The organism is Treponema sp. SP13 (assembly GCF_050938355.1).
Taxonomy (GTDB): domain Bacteria; phylum Spirochaetota; class Spirochaetia; order Treponematales; family Treponemataceae; genus Treponema_D; species Treponema_D socranskii.
The window spans coordinates 132,322-154,350 of record NZ_JADOVM010000005.1 but is presented as its reverse complement, the minus strand read 5'-3'; the positions used below and the strand labels follow the sequence as shown (position 1 = coordinate 154,350).

The following is a 22,029-nucleotide window of genomic DNA, read 5'->3' as shown; positions in this document are numbered from 1 at the left end:
AATCCTCCGAAAACAATGTAAATAAAAAACACATTTAATCATGTAATGCGCCGTTACGGTTTTTTGCATGTTATAAAATGTTCCAGCGTTGCCCGATCGACGAGCGAAGGAACCACGCCCACACGAGTTGTTGAAAAACCTGCCGCATAGGCGGCATACTGTAAGGCATCCGCAAGGCTTTTATTTTCCGATAAAAATACCGCCAATGCCGAAATAAATGCATCGGCGGCACCTGTCGTATCGACGGGGTCGAAAGAACCTGCTGCGGGAAAGTACCGTTCAACTTCCCGCGTCCGTACGTAGCAGCCGCCGCTGCCGAGCGTTACGATAACCGTTTTAACGCCCTTTTCCAAAAACAGGTCGGCCTTTTCTTCCAATGAATTGCCGGCCGGACAAAGCCGATACAATTCTTTGCGGTTGGGAATAAAATAATCCAAATCCCGCAAAAGTGCATCATCGATTGTTTTTGCGGCGGAAGGTTTTAACATAATCGCAACGTTGTTTTTATGCGCAACGCGGACAGCAGCTTGCACGGCATCCGTCGGAATTTCGGTTTGCAAAAGACAAAAGGTCGCATCCGTAAAAAGGCTCTCGTTACGGTACACCGTTTCCGCCGAAACCGATTCGTTCGCTCCTCCGTATAAAACAATCCCGCTCTCTCCGTCTTCTTGAACGTGAATATACGCTTTGCCCGTAGACTTTTCCCCGTCGATTTCCACGGCGGACGTATCGACACCGTTTTCATACAGCACATTCAAAATCATATCGCCGTCGAAATCCCTTCCCACTTTTCCAATCAACGATACCTTTGCGCCGAGTTTCGCTGCGCCGACCGCTTGGTTTATTCCCTTTCCTCCCGGAAGTATCGAAACGTTATCCGCGGAAATGCTTTCTCCCGTCTGCGGATAATTCTTTACGGCGAGCAATATATCGGTATTGATGCTGCCCGCAACGATGATACGTTTTTTCCGCAACGGAAAAGGCAAATCGATACTACCGCCGCCCTTACAACTATAGCTCCCTGCGTATACCGAAACGACGTTCTTTTTCTTTTCGATTTTATTAATCATATAATCGCACGCAAATGCTCCGAAATCGAACAACGGAAGCGGAAGTGCGGATAACGAGGGAAACGATTTGATATTTTCCGCATCATCGATACATAACACGGACACATCATGCGGTATGCGGAATTTATGCAGCGCCGCATATTCGTATGCCGCCAGCGCCGTATCCCAAGTACAGCAAATGAGCGCCGAACAGCCGTGTAGCGTCAGCGCTTCCTGCAAGCAGCCGTATTCATCGGAAAGGCAATGGTTGTCGAACAGACATCGCTCCACTCCGCTGCGCATCGCACATTGGCGTTCGTCGGTCGGATCATACAAACAATGTATTTTCGTATGTCCCGATGTTATTACTATTTTTGCGGCGTCATATCCCGCTTTTTTATAATCGTAGGAAATACTGTCTTCCGAATCTCCTTCACCCAACAGCACACAAGAAATGCCGCTTTTATGCAGCAAAGAAAGCGCTTCGACATCATCACCGGCGATCCGTTCCCGTAAAATCGCATCCGCCCGATTTTTACACAGCGCCGCAATATGTTTCAGTTCGCTTTCCGCTGAAGATGCGAGGCATACCTGTACTTGGTACCCTCGTTTTTCCGCTTCGTGTAAAAACCCACGTTGAAACGAATCGCGTTTTTTTGTACCGGACAACAAAAGACCCAGCAAAAAATTTTTCGCACCGGTATTTTTTTTAATAAAATCGTAAGGTTTATAGCGGTAGTCTTTAACGATTTTAAGCACCCGCTCGCGTGTTTCGTTTTTGATACCCGCGTCTTTACCGTTAATAATTTTTGAAACGGTCGAAACGGAAACGCCTGCAAGTCCTGCGATATCGTTAATTGTCAAAGAAAATCCCTCTCGCCGAAATCGGGGATTGAACGAGGTTATACGAAACGGCAATTACGATGCCCGTACGTATACGGCAAAATACCGCAGCGTCATTTAAACCGGCACTATATAAAGCGCTATTGTATGATATTTTCGTCATAATAATCCTTGTCACATAATAGCTGCGTTACGATACAAAGCCATATCGCATAAAGAATTACAGACACTAATAAGTATACCACAAAGCTCTGACAATTGCTATCTTTAGCGAACAGATCGTGATTTTATAGGTATATGTACGTCTGCCGAAACGACGGAATGATTTTTTAATAATATGCCTTTACCGTCTTTTGCTGCAGTACGCGCGAACACCCGCTTTCAGACGCACAAGACCGTCGTCGACCGTCGCGTTCGGACAGGCGACGTTCATGCGGAGGAATTTATTTCCGTTTCCGCCGTACACCGAACCTGCCGTAAGGTAGAGTCCCGTTTCGCTTCTGATAAACGCGGCAAGTTCTTTTGAGTCTTCGGTGATTTTCGAACAGTCGAGCCATAAAAGGTAGGTCGCGTCCGACGGAACTGCAAAGATTTCGGGAATTTCCTTTTTAATAAATTCGCGCACCGTTTTTTTATTTTCGAAAATGTACGCGCGGAGTTCGTCGAGCCACGCACCTCCTTTCGTAAAAGCCGCCGCAGCCGCGATGCATGCAAATACATTCGGTTCAGCGACTTCGTCGGTGTTGAGCGCACGGTCGATCTTTGCGTGAAGTTTGGGATTTTTTGAAAATACCGCTGCCGTGTGCAAGCCTGCAATATTGAACGTTTTCGACGGTGCGATGCACGTAACGCCGTTCATCGCACAAGTTTCAGAAACCGATGCGAACGGAACGTAGTTTTTCCCGGGATCGGTGAGATCGCAGTGGATTTCGTCGCTTATGACGGTAACGCCGTGCTTTGCGCAGAGCTCTCCGATACGCCCAAGCGTTTCGACGTCCCAAATTTTTCCGACAGGATTGTGCGGATTGCACAAAATAAAAAGTGACGTCTGTGGATCAGAAAGCTTTTTTTCAAAATCGGCAAAGTCGATTTCATACGCGCCGTCTTTGTATGCGAGCGGGCTTTCGAGAATACGTCTTCCGTTATTGACGATGGAGTTGAAAAACACATTGTATACCGGCGTCAAAACAACGACGTATTCGGCGGGCGTCGTAAATTTTCGAACGGCGCTCGAAAGCGCCGGTACGACGCCTGTACAAAACGAAAGCCATTCTTTTTCAATCGGAAAGTCGTGCCGCGCTTTCCACCAGCCGATAAGGGCGTCATACCAATCGTCTTCGATGACCGGATAGCCGAAAACGCCGTGCTTTATGCGTTCGGAAATCGCATCGATTATTTCAGGAGCGGCTTTAAAATCCATATCGGCGACCCACATCGGAAGCTCGCCGTCTTTTACGTCCCATTTATACGACGCCGTATGTCTCCGATCGATGATCGTATCGAAATCGTATTTTGCCATTTCCGTCGCCTCCGTAAACATATATGTTTGCACACGCGCAACTATATGCGTTTTATTAATTTTATAACAATCCGATATTAATTTTCTTCCACATCTTTGCACACGATTTTCGTTTTTGCCGGATCGACTTGCTCTTTTTCGACAATGAGCTTTGCGATGCGTTCGGCGCGTATCGTACCGCTTGAAGGATTAAACACGCTGTCGATCACATTCGTTATGTCGGCGTTGACGGACGAGTATTCGAAAGCGAGCGTCGTATTGATGAGCTTACAGTTTTTCATGACGAGGTTGTCGATGTAACACATGCCCTGCAAGCTTTCGATCGTGCAGTTTTCGAACGTCAGATTTTTCGAATTCCAGCCGAGGTACTCGCCCGAAATAAATGAGTTGCGGACGACGATGTTTTCGGCATTCCATAACGGGTCTTTTGAAATGAGTTTTGAATTGTCGATTTCGATATTTTGTGCGCCGTCGAAAGGATAGTTCCCGTCAATAATGAGCTTGTCGATTTTCATGTTTCGACTGTTCATCGCAAAATAGTCGCCTCTAGCTCTGACGTTTTCGAAAACGACACCGTCGCACGACCAAAACGTTTCGGCAGCGTTCGGCATGTCGACATTTACAAGACGCACGTTTCGGCATCGGCGGAAATTTTTCGGCGCTTCGATGACGCAGTCTTCGACCGTGATGTTATCCGTGTACCATACGCCCGCGCGCCCCATTTCAAACCACGTACAGTTTTTCGCCTTAACGTTTTTACCGTACCACAGCGGGTATTTCCATTTGAACATACAGCCGTCAAGTTCGATATCCGATGCGTGCTTCAGCGGCGATTCGCCGTCGGCAAAAATCGTGTCGACGATTTTCATATCGTGTGCTTGGAACAGTGCGCGTTCACCCGTCAAAAATTCCTGCTTAATTTCTTTCATACCGTAATCCTTGTGCGCTTACGTATAAAATATAATGAAATACCAACGAAAGTGCAAACGGAAAGTGTACGGTTTACCTATACCGGCGTAGTCGTGTAAATAAAATGTCCGATTTTTTATGCCGGATCGATATCAAGTTGATGAAATGATGCATCGATATGATCGCGCATATACGAGCCGGCGGTATCGACATCGTGATTTTTTATTGCATCAACAATTTTCTGATGCCAGATAATTCCAAGTTCGTTTCCTTGAGGATTTTGTTCCAATCTGATACGGATATATTCTTTTATCATATCCATAATCGAATTGATGAGCACGGCAAGCAGCATATTGCCGCTGCATTCCGCTATGTATCGATGAAATTCACAATCTATTTGGGTACGTTTTTCGGTATCAGTATTGTCTTTATACTGCTTCATTCTATCTAGAATTGCTTCCAACTCGGCGATTTGTTTGTCCGTGGCATTCTTTGCCGCATCTCGGACTGCAGTAACTTCCAATGCGATTCTAATTTCAGTAATATTGTCGTCGGAGTAACGATTAAATTGAATAACTCGCCTTAAAGTTTGACTGATTAATGTCGAACCGGGACGCACAGTATATGTTCCGTCGCCTGCCCGCATTACAATTAATCCTCGTTCTTGCAATAATTTTAAAGCTTCACGAATAACGGATCGGCTTACTCCATATTTTTCCGATAATTCGCGTTCGGTTGGAAAACGCGTTAAATTATCGCCTTTTTGAATAATGATATGTTCTAATTCGTCTGATATTTGCTCCGAAAGCGTTCTGTAACGGATATTTGATGTATCGATTTGCCAAATTTGTTCTACTGCCATACAAATTTAAATAATACTTTATATGGTCTTTATTTGTCAATGTAATAAAAATTATGTTAACTCTAAAAAATACTTGACAAATCCATAAAATAGGGTATTATCATATTGTCTGATAATATGATAATTGTATTATTATCCGAATTTTTAGGAGGTCCTTATGAAAAAGATTTCGGCATTGATTGCAATGGTATGCGGTGTATGGGCTTCATTGTTTGCAACAGGGATAAATGAAACAAAATTTCCGACACGGCAAATCACTATTATTTGTCAGGCTAATCCAGGAGGATCTTCCGATTTAAATTGCCGGACTATTGCACCCGGCATTTCGGAAAGTCTTGAAGTACCAGTAACAGTTGAAAATAGACCGGGTGCGGGCGGTGGTGTTGGTATTTCATACGGCGCAGCGGCTGCACCGGACGGTTATACGATTGTTCACTTGCCGAATGATATTGCCCAAATAAAGCCTGCGGGTAATGCCGATGTCACGCCTGATGATTTTCGTTTTCTATGTCGCGTCGTAACTCATCCTGCTTCCATCGCAGTTCTGAAAAATTCTCCATACAAAAATTTTAATGATTTTATCGTCGCAGCAAAAACAAAACCAGGGAAAATTTCTGTCGGCAACTCCGGGACCGGCGCCGTTTGGCATCTTGCGGCATCACAACTTGAACAAGTATGCGGTGCTACGTTTAACCATATTCCATTTGAAGGAGCGGCGCCAGCTATTACTGCAGTTATGGGAGGTCATATCGATTCGATTTGCGCTTCGGCAGCAGAAGTTCGTTCTTATGTACAAAACGGTGATTTACGCTTGTTAATTGTGATGAGCGATGAAAAGTTTGGCTTGTTTCCCGATGTTCCGACGGCAAAAGATTTGGGATATGACATCAATATCCAGGCATGGCTTGCTTTCGGCGTACCGAAAAATACTCCAGATGACATTTTTTCCATTTTATATAACGCCATGAAAAAATCATATAAATCCGATACATATCAAAAAATGCTCCGCCAAAACGGATTTGTTCCCGGTTGGATGGAACCGGCGGAAATCCAAAAATTTGCACGCGATGAATATGAAGTGTATCGTAAATTAATACCACGCGTACTCGGCTATAAGGAAGTCCCTCCGCTTAAATAAATTATTAATTACTGAAAAGAAAGAAAGATTGTATAAAGCTACCTTAAAATATAACGGGTAGCTTTATAAGAATGAAAATATTACAGGAGGAGGCTATGTCGAATATAATCGTTTGTATAATAAATATAGCGTTTAGTTTATTTTTGCTGATCGTGTCCTGTTTCTTTCCCGTATCAATGAAGCAGAATATTCCCAGCGCTTCTTTCTTTCCGCGTATTGTCGGCAGTATTTTATTGTGCCTCAGTGTATATAATTTTATACGTGTCATTTTTGTATTACGCAAAAATAAAAAATCGTTTTCTGCAGAAAAAAACACTATAGCGAAAGCAAAGATTTTTCAAATCCTTGAAATTATTTTGCTGTTATTCGCATACGCGGTCTTATGGCAATTACATATCGGGCATTTTCTTTTAAATTCATTTGCAGCTTTTATTCCCGTTTCCATTTTGCTTGGAAATGAGGTCGCTTGGTACAAAAGTACAATATATACAATCTGTCTCATCATATTTATCTATTTATTTTTTACTTTGTTATTGAGAGTGAAACTTTGGTAGGAGGTATATATGCCGGAAGCGATACATAGCGCATTTTCTACGGTATTTACGGGACCGATATTAATTTATACATTTGCCGGCGTAATACTCGGTATGTTTATCGGAGCAATGCCCGGATTATCGGCAACAATGGGCGTTGCCATCTTATTACCGATTACGTTTTGGCTTGAACCGCGAGCCGGACTCGGTATGTTATTCGGAATTTATAATTCTGCAATTTATGCGGGCGGTATTTCTGCTGTCCTACTCGGTATTCCGGGTACGCCGGCATCAATTGCATCGACATTCGACGGCCCTGCGATTTCCAAACGAGGCCAACCAACGCTTGCACTCTGGATAAATACAGTATATTCGGCATCCGGCGGTATTTTCGGTATTATTATTTTAATGGCAGCTTCTTTTCCTATTGCGCGCTTTGCGTTGCGATTCGGCGCGCCTGAATACGCGATGACGGCATTATTCGGTCTTTCCATGATAGTTGCGGTTTCTGGTAAAAACATATCAAAGGGACTCATGATAGGATTTTTCGGTCTCGGACTTGCAATGGTCGGTATGGATTCCATGCAGGGAGTAAAGCGGTATACATTCGGATTACCGATTTTGCTTGACGGTTTTTCTTTTGTACCGATTATGATTGGGCTTTTCGGTATTGGTGAAGCACTTAAACAGTTATCTGAAAGTCCGATACCGAATTATAAAAAGGTAGATAAAAAAAGTACACAGTCGGATTTTATTAAAGAAACTCCCGAAGTAAAAAAGCGATTAACGATAAAAGAAATGTTTGCATATAAATGGGCATTTTTCTTAACCGCGATAATAAGCGTATTTATCGGAGCAGTGCCCGGTACAGGCGGCGACATCGCATCGCTTGTTAGCTGGACGCAATGCAGAAATTTTTCTAAAGAACGTGAAAAATATGGCAACGGATCCGAAGAAGCCTTAGCGGTTACCTGTACGGCAAATAACGCAAGTATCGGAGGTGCTATGACAACAATGCTTTCGCTCGGTATTCCGGGAGATTCCGTTACTGCGATTTTAATCGGTGCATTGATGATGTATAATTATACACCCGGCCCATTGTTGTTTAGAGATCATGCCGATATGGTATATGTCATTTTTTTGCTGTTGATTATCTGTAATGCTATGATTTTATTTCTCGGTAATTTGAGTTCAAGGATATTTGCAAAATTTACCAAATTACCGCGCGCATGGATTTCTACAACAATCGTTTTATTTTCGTTTGTCGGATCCTATGCTATCCAAAACAGCACTTTCGATGTTTTCGTATGTTTTGCGGCAGGCTTGCTCGGTTTTACTTTGGCGAAAGCAGGTATTTCATCCGGACCGCTTGTACTTGCATTGATTCTCGGTGATATGCTCGAATCGAATTTTGTACGCTCTATGATGTTACCGCCGGGAACATATGCTACGTTTTTTGTACGTCCCATTTCTTTTATTCTTATCATTTTAATAATCTTATCCTTGTTCGGGAGAAATATTATCGATACAATATTAAATTCATTGAAAAGGAATAGACGCTAAAATGATTAATTTAAAAGAAAAATTACATAATTGCGAACCGGTCGCAGGAATGCATATTTCGCTTACCGATTGCTGTTGTACGGAACTGTGCGGTAACATCGGTTACGATTTTTTATGGATCGATACCGAACATAGTGCTATCGATTTACATTGTTTGGAAGAGCATATTATTAGCGCAAAAGCGGCAGATGTGTGTTCATTGGTACGTATTCCTTGGAACGATCCCGTTATGGCAAAACATGTACTGGAAATGGGGCCGACTGGTATTATTTTTCCTATGATAAATACAACTGAAGAACTTGACAAAGCAATGAATTCGACATTGTATCCTCCGCTTGGAACGCGGGGATTCGGGCCGATGCGGGCGGTACGGTACGGATTGGATGATATCGATGAATATATACATAAAGCAAGCCTTGACATAGTACGCGCAGTACAAATTGAAACCGAAACAGCGGTCGACAATCTTGAAGCGATGGCAAAAAATCCCTATGTTGATTGTTTCATTTTCGGCCCGTGCGATCTTTCGGGTTCTATAGGACAACTGAATCGCGTTTTTGAAGATAAAACACAAAATTTAATAAAACGGGCAATAAAAATATTAAAAAAAGCGGCACATAAATCGATTGGAGTTTCTACCGGTTCTAATGATCCTGAAATTATAAAACGATGGGTTGCACTCGGGATCAATTTTATCAGTGCAGGGACAGATTATCTGCATATAGTAAGCGGAGCAAAAAAAGAACTTGCTACTATACGGCAAGCTCAAAACAAGATATTCGATTGATTTGTGGGAAGGGGCTGTCTCAAAAGTCGGTTACTTTTTCGACAGTCCTTTTTGAAAAACCTGTTACCTATCCAAAACCGATGTCTCGTTTTTCGTCGAATTCAGGCAATATGCCGTTTTCGCTTTGACGAAGCTTTCGCACGAACATGAATAAATATCGGAAATAAAATCCTTTTCCCTATTAAAGATCGTAAAAAACTCCGGCGCCGTACATATTTCCGCGCGCCTTGCCCCAAATTTCACATTGCGATATACTGAATTTCAAATGGACGTAAAAATTATTAATCCGTTTTTAATATCGTGTGAAAATGCATTTAAAAATATGTTCGATATGCCGCCGCAGCATAAAGATCCGTACCTGCTCGACCCGAATGCCGGCCATGCGTGGGAAATTTCCGGACTGCTCGGCCTCACGGGCGATTGCAACGGCGTCGTCGCGTTTCGTCTGCATAAAATCCTTGCAGACAAAATGCTCGAGCGTTCGGGTATAGAGATCGTCATAGAATCGGAGCGGGAAGAGCTCGCAAAACAGCTCGTAAGCGAGTTTACGAATATCATCGCCGGGAACGCGATTTCGGAAATCAAAAACCGGGATATACAAGTGTCGCCACCCGTCGTTGTAGCGGGGAAAGATCACACGCTTTCATGGCCGAAAAATTATCCGATTATCGGCATCCCGTTTGCGACGCAATACGGACCGTTTGAAGTCGACGTATGTTTTAAATAATATCGATCAGGTTTTTATAAGTACGCATATAATTATAATGAGGAGCATATATGGACGAAAAATTTATCAACGCTTACAAAAAATTTTTGGACGGTGGAAAAACCGAACGCGAATGTGCTGCACAAATCATCGCAGCGGCGGAAAAGCACGGTTATAAAGACATTGCGAAATATACGACGCTGAAAGCGGGCGATAAAGTTTACGTGCAAAAGATGAATAAAACCGTCGCCCTGTTCGACATCGGAACGGCGAGCCTTGAAGACGGCATGAACATCCTCGGTGCGCATATCGATTCGCCGCGTCTCGACGTAAAGCAAAATCCCGTCTATGAAAAAGACTGCATCGTGTATTTGAATACGCACTACTACGGCGGCATTAAAAAATACCAATGGGTAACGCTGCCGCTTGCGATTCACGGCGTCGTATGCAAAACCGACGGCAGCGTCATTCACGTAACAATCGGCGAAGCTGCGAACGATCCGGTGTTTTGCGTATCGGATATTCTGCCGCACCTCGCACAGGAGCAGATGAAAGAAAAGGCGTCGGATTTTATCCCCGGCGAAAATCTCGACCTCATTTTGAGTTCCGGCATTCCGCAAAAAAAAGACAAACAAAAAGAACAAAGCGATGAAAAATCTTCGAAGAATAAAGAAAAATATAAAAAAGCCGTTTTAAAATTATTAAAATCGAAATACAATATCGACGAAGACGACTTTGCATCCGCCGAACTTGAAATCGTTCCGGCAGGCTTATCGCGCGATTGCGGCATCGACCGGTCACTCATCCTCGCTTACGGACAGGACGACCGCGCGTGCGCATTTACATCGGTGCAGGCGCTTTTCGACAGCTCGGCTAAAGCGCGTACGAACTGCTGCCTCTGCGTCGATAAAGAAGAGATCGGAAGCGTAGGAGCTACGGGCATGGGTTCGCACTTGCTCGAAAATGCGGTCGCCGAAATCATTTCGCGTATGAGCGGCGGCTACAGCGATCTGACGCTCAGGCGCTGCCTCGCACATTCGGCGATGCTTTCAAGCGATGTCAACGCCGCCTTCGATCCGATGAACGGTAATCTCTACGACAAAGATAATTCATCGTTTCTCGGCGGCGGAATCGTCTTTAATAAATACACCGGAAGCCGCGGCAAATATTCCGCAAGCGACGCGAATCCCGAATTCATCGCAAAGGTGCGCGCACTTATGGAAAAGAACGATATCCCGTTTCAAATGGCCGAGCTCGGAAAAGTCGATCAAGGCGGCGGCGGTACGATCGCCTATCTTGCGGCAAAGTACGGCATGGACGTGCTCGACGCGGGCGTTTCGGTTTTAAGTATGCATGCACCGTGGGAATTGACGAACAAAGAAGACATCTGCACGGCATATAATTGCTATAAAATATTTTTATCGCTTGAAAAATAATATCGGTATCGTTGTACGGAGGCGTATAATGTGGCTGTCGTTTGCCGTCTGTTCAGCAGTGTTCGCCGCGCTCACTTCGATCCTCGCCAAAATCGGAATCGAAGGAGTCAATTCGAATCTCGCCACTGCTATTCGAACTTTTGTCGTACTCGCGATGGCGTGGCTTATGGTTTTCATCACACACGAACAGAGCGGCATCACGACGATTTCAAAAAAGAGCTGGATCTTTTTAATTTTGTCGGGACTTGCGACTGGCGCATCGTGGCTTTGCTATTACCGTGCGCTGCAGACGGGAGAAGCTTCGAAAGTCGTCCCCATCGACAAAATGAGCGTCGTGATCACGATCGCGCTCGCCTTTATTTTCCTGCACGAAAAGGTTTCGGTAAAATCGATCGCCGGTGCGTTCCTTCTCACTGCAGGTACGCTCGTCATGGTGTTGTAAAAACGGCGGATGCGTAAGGGAGCGTTCAGCATAATTTAATAAGCAAGATTCCATCCGAATTCGAATGCAAAATAATTTTGCTTTTTAGTTTCATGAATGACATAACGCAAACCCGCGCGCAGGGTCGATGTCAAAAGCGGCGTCGCTGCGGCACCGAAGTTCGGTGTAAAGGTCAGCGACGCGGACAGTACGGCCGAATCGCAATAGCGCATTTCGCCCGAAAAAAGATTCCGTACAAGATGCGGCGTATCAAAAAAATCCCACGATGTGCCGCCCGTATAATCGAAGCGGCCGGTATACGATGCACGCAGTGCCCAGCGGTTTACGTAGAAAAGCGGAATCGCTTTTTGCACTTCGCCCGCAAACAGGATGATTTCGGCGGTATTTTTAATAAAAGTCGATTTGTTCGGAAAAAGCTGTGTGCCGAGCGCAAACGGAAAATTATACGTATAATCACAGCGGCATACATACGGCAAAAGACGCGGCGAACGCAGAGCGGCGTTGACGGAAATGTTCTGATATACCTTATCCTGCGAAAAAGGCGTTCCCGGCTCGGATTCGTATTTGGCAATATATAACGCGCCTGCGGCAAAGCCCGCTCTCTCATATACACCCGCACCGGTTTTATAAATATTCGAATAACCGACGGATAATTTATTAATTGCGATAAACATCGGTAAAGCATCGTCATCTTTAAGGATGCCGAAAAGCGATGTGCCGTCCTTTGGGAATTCCGTGCGGCTTTGCCTGCCGGCAAAAATATGTGCATCGTTCCCGAACGTAAGGCGCGATATCCTGCCGACGGGAATCGCCGATGAAAGATTCACCGTGTGAGCCGTCTGCTTAAAGCCGCGACGATCGAATTCGATTTGATCGCTGAGCGAATATTTGAAAAGCGAAGTCGCCGTTCCGCTTTGGAAGCGCGTTTCGATCGCTCCGCTGTTTGAAAGAATACTGTAGCCGCCGCTCACGATTGCAATTTTCGACGACCACGGATTATTGGACGCATAGGTAAGTCCCAACGGCAAAAGCATACTTGTCACATCGCCGCGCGCATTATGTCCGTATGTCGATGCGATGCCGACCGGCAAAAAGATGCCGCGTTTATAATAATCGAACGGATTGTATTTTTTCGATCGGGCAAAAATCGTTTGTACGTCTCGATTGCCGGCCGCCTGCTCTCCGCTTTGCACATTGTCGGCAGTTTCCACCGATCGCGCTTTGTCTGCATCGGAATTTTCAACTCTTTCGCGTTTTGCGTCGAGCGCGATTTCCCGCATCGTCATACTGTCGCTTTCCGCAGTCAAAAGGCGATTGTCTCGGAAAAAATGTCCCGTATACGCGATACTACCGTTTTGCAGCATGACGGGATTATATACACCGCCTGACACATCGTCCGTCTGTAAAAGCATTACGGCGGAATCTCTTCGTTCGTCATCAGAATTATTAATTATTAATTTTCCGAAGCGCGGCATCGTATCTTCGGCAGCCCACGAAAACGTAAATACTTTTTCAGCGTTAGCCGAGTTTGCAAGAGAGACATCGCCGATAACCATGCGATCGTACGGCGCATCGTATACCTTTTCCGTACCGTCCGCAATCGAATACAATCGAATCGACCGGTGCATACCGCTTTTGCATACGTATACGATCTCACCGCCGCCCGCATCGCTCGGCGTAAATGCGACGTCTCCTCGAGCGAGGGGACGGGATGCGATAAGCGAAGCGCCGCGCACTTTGCCGTCCGCTCTTTTGTCGAGTTTGTAGACAGTGAGCGTGCTTTGCTGCGACTTCGTTTTTACCGCCGCGAGATAATATGAATCATTCCATAAAACGACGGCTGCATCGCGCAGACTCGTTTCGCTCATCGTATATCGCGAGCGGTTTTTCATATTAAAGATATGCACTTCGCTTTTCGGAACGGCATGCCTTTCGCTCATCACGCTGAAGGCCGCATATTCGCCGTCAGTCGAAAGAGATGTGTGCCGCAGATTTTTGACGGTACATATTTTTTTTGCGCGATCGTAGCATCTTCGTTCGGCATCCCATTTTGAAAAATAAAAACTTCCGGCTGCGTCGTCGACAAAGCCGAAGCCTGAGCTGCACGAAACGAGCGACGCATATCGTGAGGCGCGCGCGTTTTCTTTCGAGCGTTTATCGGTGCCGGAAAAATAATCCTTGCATCCGCCTTTAACGAGCGGGTCGGGATACTGCGCGGCGGAAGCGGGCACGGCGACCGAATCGTAAAAATGTTTCCACGCTTCTTTGACGGAAATCCCATACACCGATTTGAATGCGGCGGATGCGTGTACCGTTTGAAAGTTGACGCACTTGTATAAAAACCGCGCGTAGTTTTTCATACCGTACGTTTTTTGAATCCAGTTTTCAAATGCCGCACCGAAATGATAATTCGTATCGTACGGATAGATATCGCGTGAACCGTAGATATCGGCATGCGACGGAAAAGCGCTTTCGATCTTTGCCTGCCGCACCGTTTGCGCGCTGTACGGGTCGTTCAACCGTCCTTCGCCGCCGGCACTTTCCGATGCGACGGCAACGCCTTCTGTTCGCGACCGCGTGATAAACAGGTATGCAGGATTTACGACGTCGCCGAAGACCGCGCCGACTCCGCGCCAAAATGCATTTTTCATATTGTACGAAACGGCGTGCGTGAGCTCGTGTCGGAACGTCGACAAAAAATCGTCCGATGCGACGGCGATTTTTTTCGTCACCGGCGTATCGTACATGACGATCGTGTCGTAACACGCAGGCGAATAGTATGCGTTGAATTCGTCCTGTGCAGGCGTTATGACGACGGGAAAACGCTTCCATTGCTCGGTTTCAAGATACGCGCATACGTCTTCGTATATCGCATCCGCATGACGCGCGAGATGTTCGGCGCTTTCAGCGGAATCCGGAGCATAGATGATATCGAACCACTGCGTCTTTACGACGCGGATATCTTTTTCGCCCCACATGACACCGTCGGCGGCGCTGAGCGAAAGCGATACGAAAATCGAGACGATAAAAAAATTAATTATTATTTTTTTCATACACTATACTGCTCTTGCCGCCGTTTTGCGAAGCGGCAAAATCGCGCGGCAAAGCCGTCTTACCGCGCATTTCTCTTTCTTTCCGCCATACCGGAAGCTCAGGTATTTCATCGCCGCGACGGACATATTCGAGCCAAGCTTCGGGTTCGGGAACTTCGAAGCGTACGGTTTTGTGCGTTGCGGGATGGACGAATTCGATAGTACGCGCGTGAAGCGCAAGGCGGCAAAACGGATCGGTACGAGCGCGGTGCGTTTCATCTCCCGCAATCGGACAGCCTTTCGACGCGAGGTGCGCGCGTATTTGATTTTTTTTGCCGGTATCGAGGTCGAGCTCGAAAAGCGTATGCGTCTGCCCCCGCTCTACGATGCGATAGCGTGTACGCGCTTCGACCGTTTTAAACTTCGCCTTTCCGCCGGAAAAATCCAGATGCTTCACGTAAGTCGTTTTATTTTTATCGGATCGTTTTATCCGGTACGCTTTGTCGGAAGGCTTATCGTCCGCTTTCGGAACGAAGCCGATATTGTACGCGTTGTACGCAAGAGGCGCGTCGATGACGCCGAAATCGGGAAGCGCAGGCCCCTTCGGATTTTCGGCAACGGCGCGATATATCCGCTTACTGACGACTTTTTTCCAAGAACGCATAAGCGAGCGCTGTACCTGCTCGCTCAGCGCAAAGAGCATGACGCCGGACGTGTCGCGGTCGAGGCGGTGTACGACGAAGGGACGATGCCGCTGCGAATACGTACCCTTACTCCTCATGATGCGGCAGAGCACGTCGAGCGCCGTCCGAGCTTTGCTGCCCGGATACGGAACGGAAAGCATGCCCGACGGTTTATGTATGACGACGATGTATGCGTCTTCATAGAGGACATCGATTCGCTCGCGGCCGAAATCGATTTTATGTTCGCGCTTGTATTGTGTGCTCGGCTTTTCCATACGGCTGTCTTTCGATAAGCATCAATAATGCGGCGGCATGCGGTTGGGAATCTCTTCCGCCGCATCGGCCAATTCGCGCAGTTTTTCCGACATCTCTTTGCACTGCGCCGTAATCCCGTCGATCGATTTCGTGTGAACGACGGAAACGCCCTGCAGCTGATTTACAAAATCTTCGAGATAGGCAAGTTTCGTTTCGAGCGCGACGATGCGCTTTTCGGTTTCGATATCCGTAAACAACTCCTTGTAAGATGCGGTTTATCGCTCTTCGAAATATTCGTATGCATCGACGATGTCGAGGTAAACGCCGTCGAATCCCGCATCGATAATTTTTTGAATATACGAATCCTTGCCGCCGCAGATGATAGTTTGCCAATCTTCGTTCCAGTATTGCACTTTGTAATTTCCTTTCCAATCGGGATTCAATTTGTCGAGCCACGCGGGCGCATTTTTTGTCAATTTTTTTCCGCGTATCCAGCGCTCATCCCAATACCAGCGATAGTCTTCCGCTTCGCCGATACTCATATATGCGATGACAAAGCGCGCTCCTCCGGAAGCTTTTTTCTTAATCGATTCGACAGCCGCACGGGAAAACGGCACATTGCCGCCGTCTACAAAGGCGTCCATGATCACGGCGTCGTAATCCGTCGCCCGTATTTTTTTGATGAGCGCACTTCCGTCCGCGTCGCCTGAAGACATGCCGAGCAAAAATAAAAAATTTTTCGCGTCGGAAAGTTTCGTCACGTCGTTTCGGTTTTTACGGTACGGATAATACTCTCGCCCGTATCCGCTTTGTTCCGGAATAAGGGCGAGATTTCTGTCGGGCGCGGCAAAACCGATAAAGCCCGCCGCGGCGTTTTTCGCGTAAGAGTCGGCGATCGCGGCTCCGGAAGAACAATAATCGATCGAAAAGACGGTCTTACCTTTTTCCGAAAATTTTTTGCACGTACCGACAAAATATGCGGACGCCCTCGAAGATGTCGCTTTGCCCGCTCCCCTTTCGCCGTAAAACGTATCTTCGCGGCCGCATCCGTCGATTGCATCCATGTACGACGTATCGGCTTCCGTAAGCGGCACGCCGTTTTCGTCGGTTGGGACATCGCTGTCCCACGCGACCGTCTGCCCGTTTTGCGGAATGACGACAAAGTGCGGGTTCTGCGCCTTTGCATAGGCGGATATTTTTTTAATAAACGCGCGCATTTCTTCGCGGTAACGCGGCGGCACATCGTGTGCGATACAGGGTGAATTGTCGCTGCAAAAAGCGGCCGCGGCAAACATAAAATTAATAATTATTAAAATTGTACATCGTCTTCTGTCGTTTTGTTTCATACTGCTCCCTTGGAAGTGCTCCGGACATCTTTAAACATCGCCATGTTGACACCTTCCAGCTCAAGAAGTTTTATTTTTTTATCGATACCGCCGGCATATCCGGTCAGCTTTCCGTCCGATCCGACGACTCTGTGACACGGAATGATTACGGAAACGGGATTATGCGCAACCGCTCCTCCGACCGCGCGCGCCGATACCTGTTCAAACCCTTTGCGTTTTGCAAGCGTTCGGGCGATGTCGCCGTAGGAAAGCGTTTTACCGTACGGAATCTTTCGGAGAACGGCCCATACCGCCTGCCGAAAATCGCTTCCTGCCGGAGCGAGCGCGAGTTCCGCTGCATCCGGTTTTTGTCCCGCAAAATATCGATCGAGCCAACGTTTTACTTTGACCAATATTTTATCGTCGTCTTTCGGCACCGCCTCCGAAATCGCCGCGCCGTAATATTTTTGCCCTTCGAACCACAGTCCGACGAGCGCTCCGTCCTTTTGCGCCAAGAGCATATCGCCGAACGGCGACGAATAAAATGTCGTATATATTATCATAACACTCCTTACCGGGACACGCCCGTTTAATGCGCCTTTGTATTTTCGAGCGAATACTTACAGCCGCAATAGTCCTGCCGATACATGCCGTATTCTTTGCTGATTTCGAGACTGCGTTTAAAACCGTTTCGCTTTTTAAAATCGCTTGTGAGAAAACGCGGTCCGCCGGAAGCTTCGAGCATCGCACCGATACCGTTGATTTTATCCGCGTCTTTAAACGGGCTGATCGAAAGCGTCGTCGTAAACCAATCGAAAGAGTGAGCGCGCGCGTATTCGTATGCGCGCTTCATACGCAGTTCGTAGCATCGTCTGCATCGCTCTCCGCGTTCGGCTTCGGAAGCGAGTTCGGGATTTTCGGCTACGCGCACGGCCTCTTCGAATTCGCGTACATCGTAATCCGCACGTATGAGCCGAACGCGGTTTTCGAGCGCCGGCGGAAATTGCGGCAAAAAAACTTCGAGTTCGTGTAAGCGCCGCTCGTATTCTTTTTGCGGATGGATATTCGGATTGTAATAATAAATCGAAATGTCGAAATAGGATGCGAGATATTCGATGACATAAGATGAGCACGGCGCGCAGCACGCATGGAGGAGCAGCGAAGGCTTTGCTGCAGGCGCTCCCGCTCTTTCTTCCGCTGAGATGCGGTCGAGGATGCCGTCGAGTTCCGATTGATAATTACGCTTCATCGCTTTAGATTATAGCACTTGCCGACAGACGCTCGCAATACGATACGGCTTACGCCGCCGTGGAGCCGTGCCGAAGGCAGCGACCGGAGCGGAGCGAGGACGCCGCGCGAAAGCAAGCGGCGGAAGGGCGGACAGCAAAAAAGTTTCGTCCCGAAGACAAACCGATGAAACTGCTTCAGATATGACGCGGGATTTAAATTGTTAATTTGTAAATTGTATGCTCGTTTGAACCGATATCATCGCATTATCGATTATCAATTTATTTAAACCTTCTGCTTCATGCGCTCTTCAAGTATCGCAAGGTATGCCTTTTTTTCCGCTGCCATATACTGACAGTGCCCGTACCCTTTATGCAGTACGATATGCACAAAAGGGTAGCGGCGCAAAATCGTCTTTGCTTGCCGTGCATCTATTTCTTTACTGCCGAATTCAAAATACATACGCTGCTGCACATCTTTCGGATACGGATAAAAATCGAAGCGGCTGCATGCCGCTATGATATTTCGCAGGCTTTTTTCACACATGCTTTCAAACGTGCTTCCCATTACTTCGCCCGCTTCACCGAACAATGCGGTCATTTTCTTTTGAGCAAACCCCTTGCATTTTCGCGCCTTTTTCCATTTGCTTAAAAAGACGGCGGTATACACAAAGCGCAAAAAGCGGGCATTTTTGTATACCGGCGCACCGTCCAAAACAATGCATTTCCAGTGTATGTCGTCATCCTTCAACAGTTCCAGCACAATCCGCGCTCCCAGGGAAATACCGAGCGTCAATGCAATATCCGTATAGCCTTTTTCTTTCAGATAGCAAAGGATTTGCGCAGCTTCGTTTTCGGCGGAAACAAACTCGCTCGAAGATGCTTGCCCGTGAGCCGACAAATCCGGCGCAATAATACAGTACCGATCGCTTAGCGGCGCAAACAGCTTTGCCGCAAAGGCACCGGTCAGCAACATCGGGTGCAAAACCAGTATTTTTTCCGCCTCAATGTTTCCGTATTCGTGTATAACCATATCGCCTGTTCTCCCGCAAAATAATAATGTTTACCACGTGTTGAGCCGTGCGTCGCTTTTTACACCTTCCACTCGATGCCTTTTTGGAAGTTGTCCCACATGCCGGCATAAAGACCTTTGCGTTCGAGCAGCTCGGTGTGGGATTCCGTCATCCGAATCGAAAGGTTTTCCTGAATGGTAAACGCGGTCGTATGCGAAAGCATAAGCGCCGCATAATAGAGCACAAAGCCTGTTGCAGCCGAACCGACGAGAGCGCTCAAGCCGGAAAGCACGAGCGGCAGCGACAAAAGCCCTCTGCTCTTTCCCGCATAGCTTAAAAGCCGCTTGATAGTCTGCTACTTTGCGGGATTGCGTTCCGCGCGCGGCTCCGTCTGCTTTCGGTTTTCCGTCCGATTTTCCGATGCCCTTTTTTTGTTTCATTCATATAATAATTCTCCCGATTATCAATTACCCGTTCATCCTCTTTTCCACGGAATAAAGCGGTTGACTCGTTTGCAATACGCCGCATATTCATCGCCGAAGCGTTCGATAAGCCATTTTTCTTCCGTCAGCTTCATAAACACGGTAAGGTACAGCCAAAAAAGCGGCGGTAAAATCAACACGTACCGATTTCGGCAAAACAGCAGTGCGCCGGTACAAATAAATAAAAATGCCGAATAAATGGGATTGCGCACAAGGGCATATACGCCGTCGGTTGCAAGCCGATTCGATTTTATCTTGATGTCGATGCGCGCGCCGAATACCGCGGCGCACCACAACGCAACGCCGCCTGCAATACACAGGATTCCGGCAATGATAAAAAGAATCGCGGCCGGCGTGCCGTTCACTTTTCCGCCGGCAAACATATCGAATTTGACAAGCGCAATGCCCGCAGCCGTAAATGCAATCATAATCGCAATGCACACCGGTCCGATGCCCATCACCGGAAGATGCTCTTGCGGAGCAGGCGGTAAAATTTTATCCTTCCGTTTAATAAACATACGTCTCCGTCAAACCCGACTTTTCAATCATGTCGCGGTAGAGCGGTGAGGTTTTTAGGAGTTCAGCGTGTGTACCTTCCGCATCGATTTTGCCCTTATTCATTACGATGATTTTATCGACGTTTTCGATCGACTTTAAGCGATGTGAAATGATAATCACGGTTTTGCCCTTTATGAGCGTGTTGAGGCTTTCCTGAATGTTCATTTCGTTTTCCACATCGAGCGAAGCGCTGATTTCGTCGAGGATGATAATCGGCGCATTTTTCAAAAGGGCGCGGGCAATGGAAAGACGCTGACGCTCTCCGCCGGAAAGCCTGCTGCCGTTTTCACCGATGACCGTATTATAGCCGTCCGGCAGCGCTTCGATAAACTCGGTGCAGTTTGCAAGGCGCGCGGCTTCTTTTACTTCGTCGTCGTTTGCGTTTTTGTTTCCGACGCGGATGTTTTCCATAATCGACGTATTAAAAAGTCCGACATCCTGAAACACAATCGAAATTTTGTCGAAGAGGCTGTCGGTGTCGATCGTTGCAATGTCTTTGCCGTCGATGAGGATTTGTCCTTTGTCGTAATCGTAGAGGCGGGATGCAAGGCGGAGCACGGTTGTTTTTCCGCAGCCTGAAGGACCGACAAGGGCGGTAACGCGGTTTTGTTCGGCCGTAAACGAAATACCGTCGATAACCTTTTGCCCGCTGTTATAGGAAAACTCGACGTTTTCAAATTGAATGCCGTAATGCTGCAACGAAGCGGGCTCGCCGTCCTGCGTTTCCGTTTCGCGCAGCTCGTTAATGCGTTTAACGCGCGAATCGATATACATCATTTCGGCAAGATTCGCTTCAACGCCTGCAACCGCATCCGTAACACGGGAAGCGGCGATAATATAGCCGATAAGATACAAAAGCGGTGCCGTGCCAGCCAAATACATTTTTAGTCCGAAAAATACGGTAACGCCGATGGAAAACTTTAAAAACAGCAGTGCAATATTGAGGGGAATCGCTTGATGCGCTTCCACAACCAAATGCAGTTTTTCCGCTTCGTCGACATTGCGATTCAATTTTGTCGCCGTGTCTTCCGTAAGACCATAGCTTTTAATTTCCTGTTGCAGTTCTATCGTTTCCTGAAAAAACTCAGAACGTTCACGCTGCTTATGAAAGTCGCGCGTCGTTTCCCGTATTTGAATTTTTTTCGACAAGATTAACAGAATAAAACTGATGATAATCGGAACAAACACGCACAAGCCCAATCCCGGGTGTGCGGCAATCATCATCGCGCCGATTACAATCAAATACAACACAAGACCGATTGTTTGCGGAATTGCGTGGCTGAGGGCATGTTCGATTGCGGCAACGTCGGTCATCACCGTTTGCGACAAATCGGAAACGTCGTGCTTCGAAAAATACGCAAGCGGCAGGGCTTTGAGCCGGTCGGCAATGTTGACGCGCAGTTCCGTGCATTCTTTGAACGTCGCCGTGTAGAGCGTGTTGTAATTGATATGCACGAGCACATACATCACAAACGCAAGGGCAGCGATAATACCGATATAAAATCCCGCCGGCCGCAGTGTTCCGTCAAAATAACTTTGCAGGAAAAACATTGTCAAAAACATCGGTAAAATAAACGAAATATCCGCAAGCATCGACCATACCGACGCCGTAACTATTCCTTTTGCTCCCGATTCGGTAACCCCGAACCATTTTTGTAATTTAGTCAT

Annotated in this window: 21 protein-coding genes; 7 read left to right on the top strand and 14 right to left on the bottom strand. The window is 46.9% G+C overall.

Translation table 11 applies throughout. The annotated features are described in order from the left end of the window. Positions 1-53: 53 nt before the first annotated feature. The 4 genes from IZU26_RS10180 to IZU26_RS10165 all read right to left on the bottom strand — a co-directional run bounded on the left by IZU26_RS10180 (position 54) and on the right by IZU26_RS10165 (position 5,182). The gene (locus IZU26_RS10180) at positions 54-1,913 is read right to left on the bottom strand and encodes a PfkB family carbohydrate kinase (RefSeq protein WP_433278804.1); all 1,860 of its coding nucleotides are present in this window, start codon (positions 1,911-1,913) and stop codon (positions 54-56) included. Positions 1,914-2,235: 322 nt separating this feature from the next. After that, positions 2,236-3,411 carry a MalY/PatB family protein gene (locus tag IZU26_RS10175; RefSeq protein ID WP_433175437.1) on the bottom strand — a complete coding sequence of 392 codons (1,176 nt, stop codon included), beginning with the start codon at positions 3,409-3,411 and terminating at the stop codon, positions 2,236-2,238. A 77-nt stretch (positions 3,412-3,488) separates the two neighbouring features. Further along, positions 3,489-4,340 (bottom strand): DUF3737 family protein, encoded by an 852-nt coding sequence (locus tag IZU26_RS10170; protein WP_433278802.1) that lies wholly within the window; start codon positions 4,338-4,340, stop codon positions 3,489-3,491. 116 nt (positions 4,341-4,456) lie between these two features. Continuing rightward, the gene (locus tag IZU26_RS10165; RefSeq protein ID WP_433278800.1) at positions 4,457-5,182 is read right to left on the bottom strand and encodes a FadR/GntR family transcriptional regulator; all 726 of its coding nucleotides are present in this window, start codon (positions 5,180-5,182) and stop codon (positions 4,457-4,459) included. Positions 5,183-5,339: 157 nt separating this feature from the next. Here IZU26_RS10165 and IZU26_RS10160 point away from each other — a divergent pair, with 157 nt between their 5' ends. From IZU26_RS10160 to IZU26_RS10130, 7 genes are all read left to right on the top strand, one after another. Next, the gene (locus IZU26_RS10160; RefSeq protein ID WP_433278798.1) at positions 5,340-6,320 is read left to right on the top strand and encodes a tripartite tricarboxylate transporter substrate binding protein; all 981 of its coding nucleotides are present in this window, start codon (positions 5,340-5,342) and stop codon (positions 6,318-6,320) included. A gap of 71 nt (positions 6,321-6,391) precedes the next feature. Further along, positions 6,392-6,874, top strand: coding sequence for a tripartite tricarboxylate transporter TctB family protein (locus tag IZU26_RS10155; RefSeq protein WP_433278796.1), 483 nt, complete (start codon positions 6,392-6,394; stop codon positions 6,872-6,874). Between the two features lie 9 nt (positions 6,875-6,883). After that, positions 6,884-8,416 (top strand): tripartite tricarboxylate transporter permease, encoded by a 1,533-nt coding sequence (locus IZU26_RS10150; RefSeq protein WP_433278794.1) that lies wholly within the window; start codon positions 6,884-6,886, stop codon positions 8,414-8,416. Between the two features lies 1 nt (position 8,417). After that, positions 8,418-9,203 (top strand): HpcH/HpaI aldolase family protein, encoded by a 786-nt coding sequence (locus tag IZU26_RS10145; RefSeq protein WP_433278792.1) that lies wholly within the window; start codon positions 8,418-8,420, stop codon positions 9,201-9,203. 265 nt (positions 9,204-9,468) lie between these two features. Continuing rightward, on the top strand, positions 9,469-9,930 hold the full coding sequence (locus tag IZU26_RS10140; RefSeq protein ID WP_021330919.1) for a chemotaxis protein CheX: 462 nt from the start codon (positions 9,469-9,471) through the stop codon (positions 9,928-9,930). 50 nt (positions 9,931-9,980) lie between these two features. Next, positions 9,981-11,345 (top strand): aminopeptidase, encoded by a 1,365-nt coding sequence (locus IZU26_RS10135; protein WP_433278790.1) that lies wholly within the window; start codon positions 9,981-9,983, stop codon positions 11,343-11,345. A 25-nt stretch (positions 11,346-11,370) separates the two neighbouring features. Beyond that, complete coding sequence (locus IZU26_RS10130; RefSeq protein ID WP_433279015.1) at positions 11,371-11,787, top strand: EamA family transporter; 417 nt, start codon at positions 11,371-11,373, stop codon at positions 11,785-11,787. Positions 11,788-11,822: 35 nt separating this feature from the next. Here the strand turns inward: IZU26_RS10130 and IZU26_RS10125 are convergent, their stop codons facing one another. From IZU26_RS10125 to IZU26_RS10080, 10 genes are all read right to left on the bottom strand, one after another. Then, positions 11,823-14,840, bottom strand: a complete 3,018-nt coding sequence (locus IZU26_RS10125) for a hypothetical protein (protein WP_433278788.1) — start codon at positions 14,838-14,840, stop codon at positions 11,823-11,825. Next, positions 14,821-15,777: an RluA family pseudouridine synthase gene (locus tag IZU26_RS10120; RefSeq protein ID WP_433278786.1), complete on the bottom strand. Its 957-nt coding sequence runs from the start codon at positions 15,775-15,777 to the stop codon at positions 14,821-14,823. Before IZU26_RS10120 ends, IZU26_RS10125 begins: the two co-directional genes overlap by 20 nt. Before the next feature lie 21 nt (positions 15,778-15,798). After that, positions 15,799-16,014, bottom strand: coding sequence for a SlyX family protein (locus IZU26_RS10115; RefSeq protein WP_310824237.1), 216 nt, complete (start codon positions 16,012-16,014; stop codon positions 15,799-15,801). Between the two features lie 18 nt (positions 16,015-16,032). After that, on the bottom strand, positions 16,033-17,103 hold the full coding sequence (locus IZU26_RS10110) for an endo alpha-1,4 polygalactosaminidase (RefSeq protein WP_433278783.1): 1,071 nt from the start codon (positions 17,101-17,103) through the stop codon (positions 16,033-16,035). Further along, positions 17,100-17,645 (bottom strand): methylated-DNA--[protein]-cysteine S-methyltransferase, encoded by a 546-nt coding sequence (locus tag IZU26_RS10105; RefSeq protein ID WP_433278781.1) that lies wholly within the window; start codon positions 17,643-17,645, stop codon positions 17,100-17,102. The genes IZU26_RS10110 and IZU26_RS10105 overlap by 4 nt, the downstream gene beginning before the upstream one ends. Before the next feature lie 26 nt (positions 17,646-17,671). Continuing rightward, on the bottom strand, positions 17,672-18,331 hold the full coding sequence (locus IZU26_RS10100) for an epoxyqueuosine reductase QueH (protein WP_433278779.1): 660 nt from the start codon (positions 18,329-18,331) through the stop codon (positions 17,672-17,674). Between the two features lie 263 nt (positions 18,332-18,594). Further along, entirely contained in the window at positions 18,595-19,341 is a 747-nt protein-coding gene (locus IZU26_RS10095; protein ID WP_433278767.1) for an alpha/beta fold hydrolase, read from the bottom strand. 59 nt (positions 19,342-19,400) lie between these two features. Continuing rightward, positions 19,401-19,628, bottom strand: coding sequence for an ABC transporter permease/ATP-binding protein (locus tag IZU26_RS10090; protein WP_021331290.1), 228 nt, complete (start codon positions 19,626-19,628; stop codon positions 19,401-19,403). Between the two features lie 168 nt (positions 19,629-19,796). Then, positions 19,797-20,321: a methyltransferase family protein gene (locus IZU26_RS10085; protein ID WP_433278777.1), complete on the bottom strand. Its 525-nt coding sequence runs from the start codon at positions 20,319-20,321 to the stop codon at positions 19,797-19,799. Beyond that, positions 20,311-22,029: an ABC transporter ATP-binding protein gene (locus IZU26_RS10080; RefSeq protein ID WP_433278775.1), complete on the bottom strand. Its 1,719-nt coding sequence runs from the start codon at positions 22,027-22,029 to the stop codon at positions 20,311-20,313. Before IZU26_RS10080 ends, IZU26_RS10085 begins: the two co-directional genes overlap by 11 nt.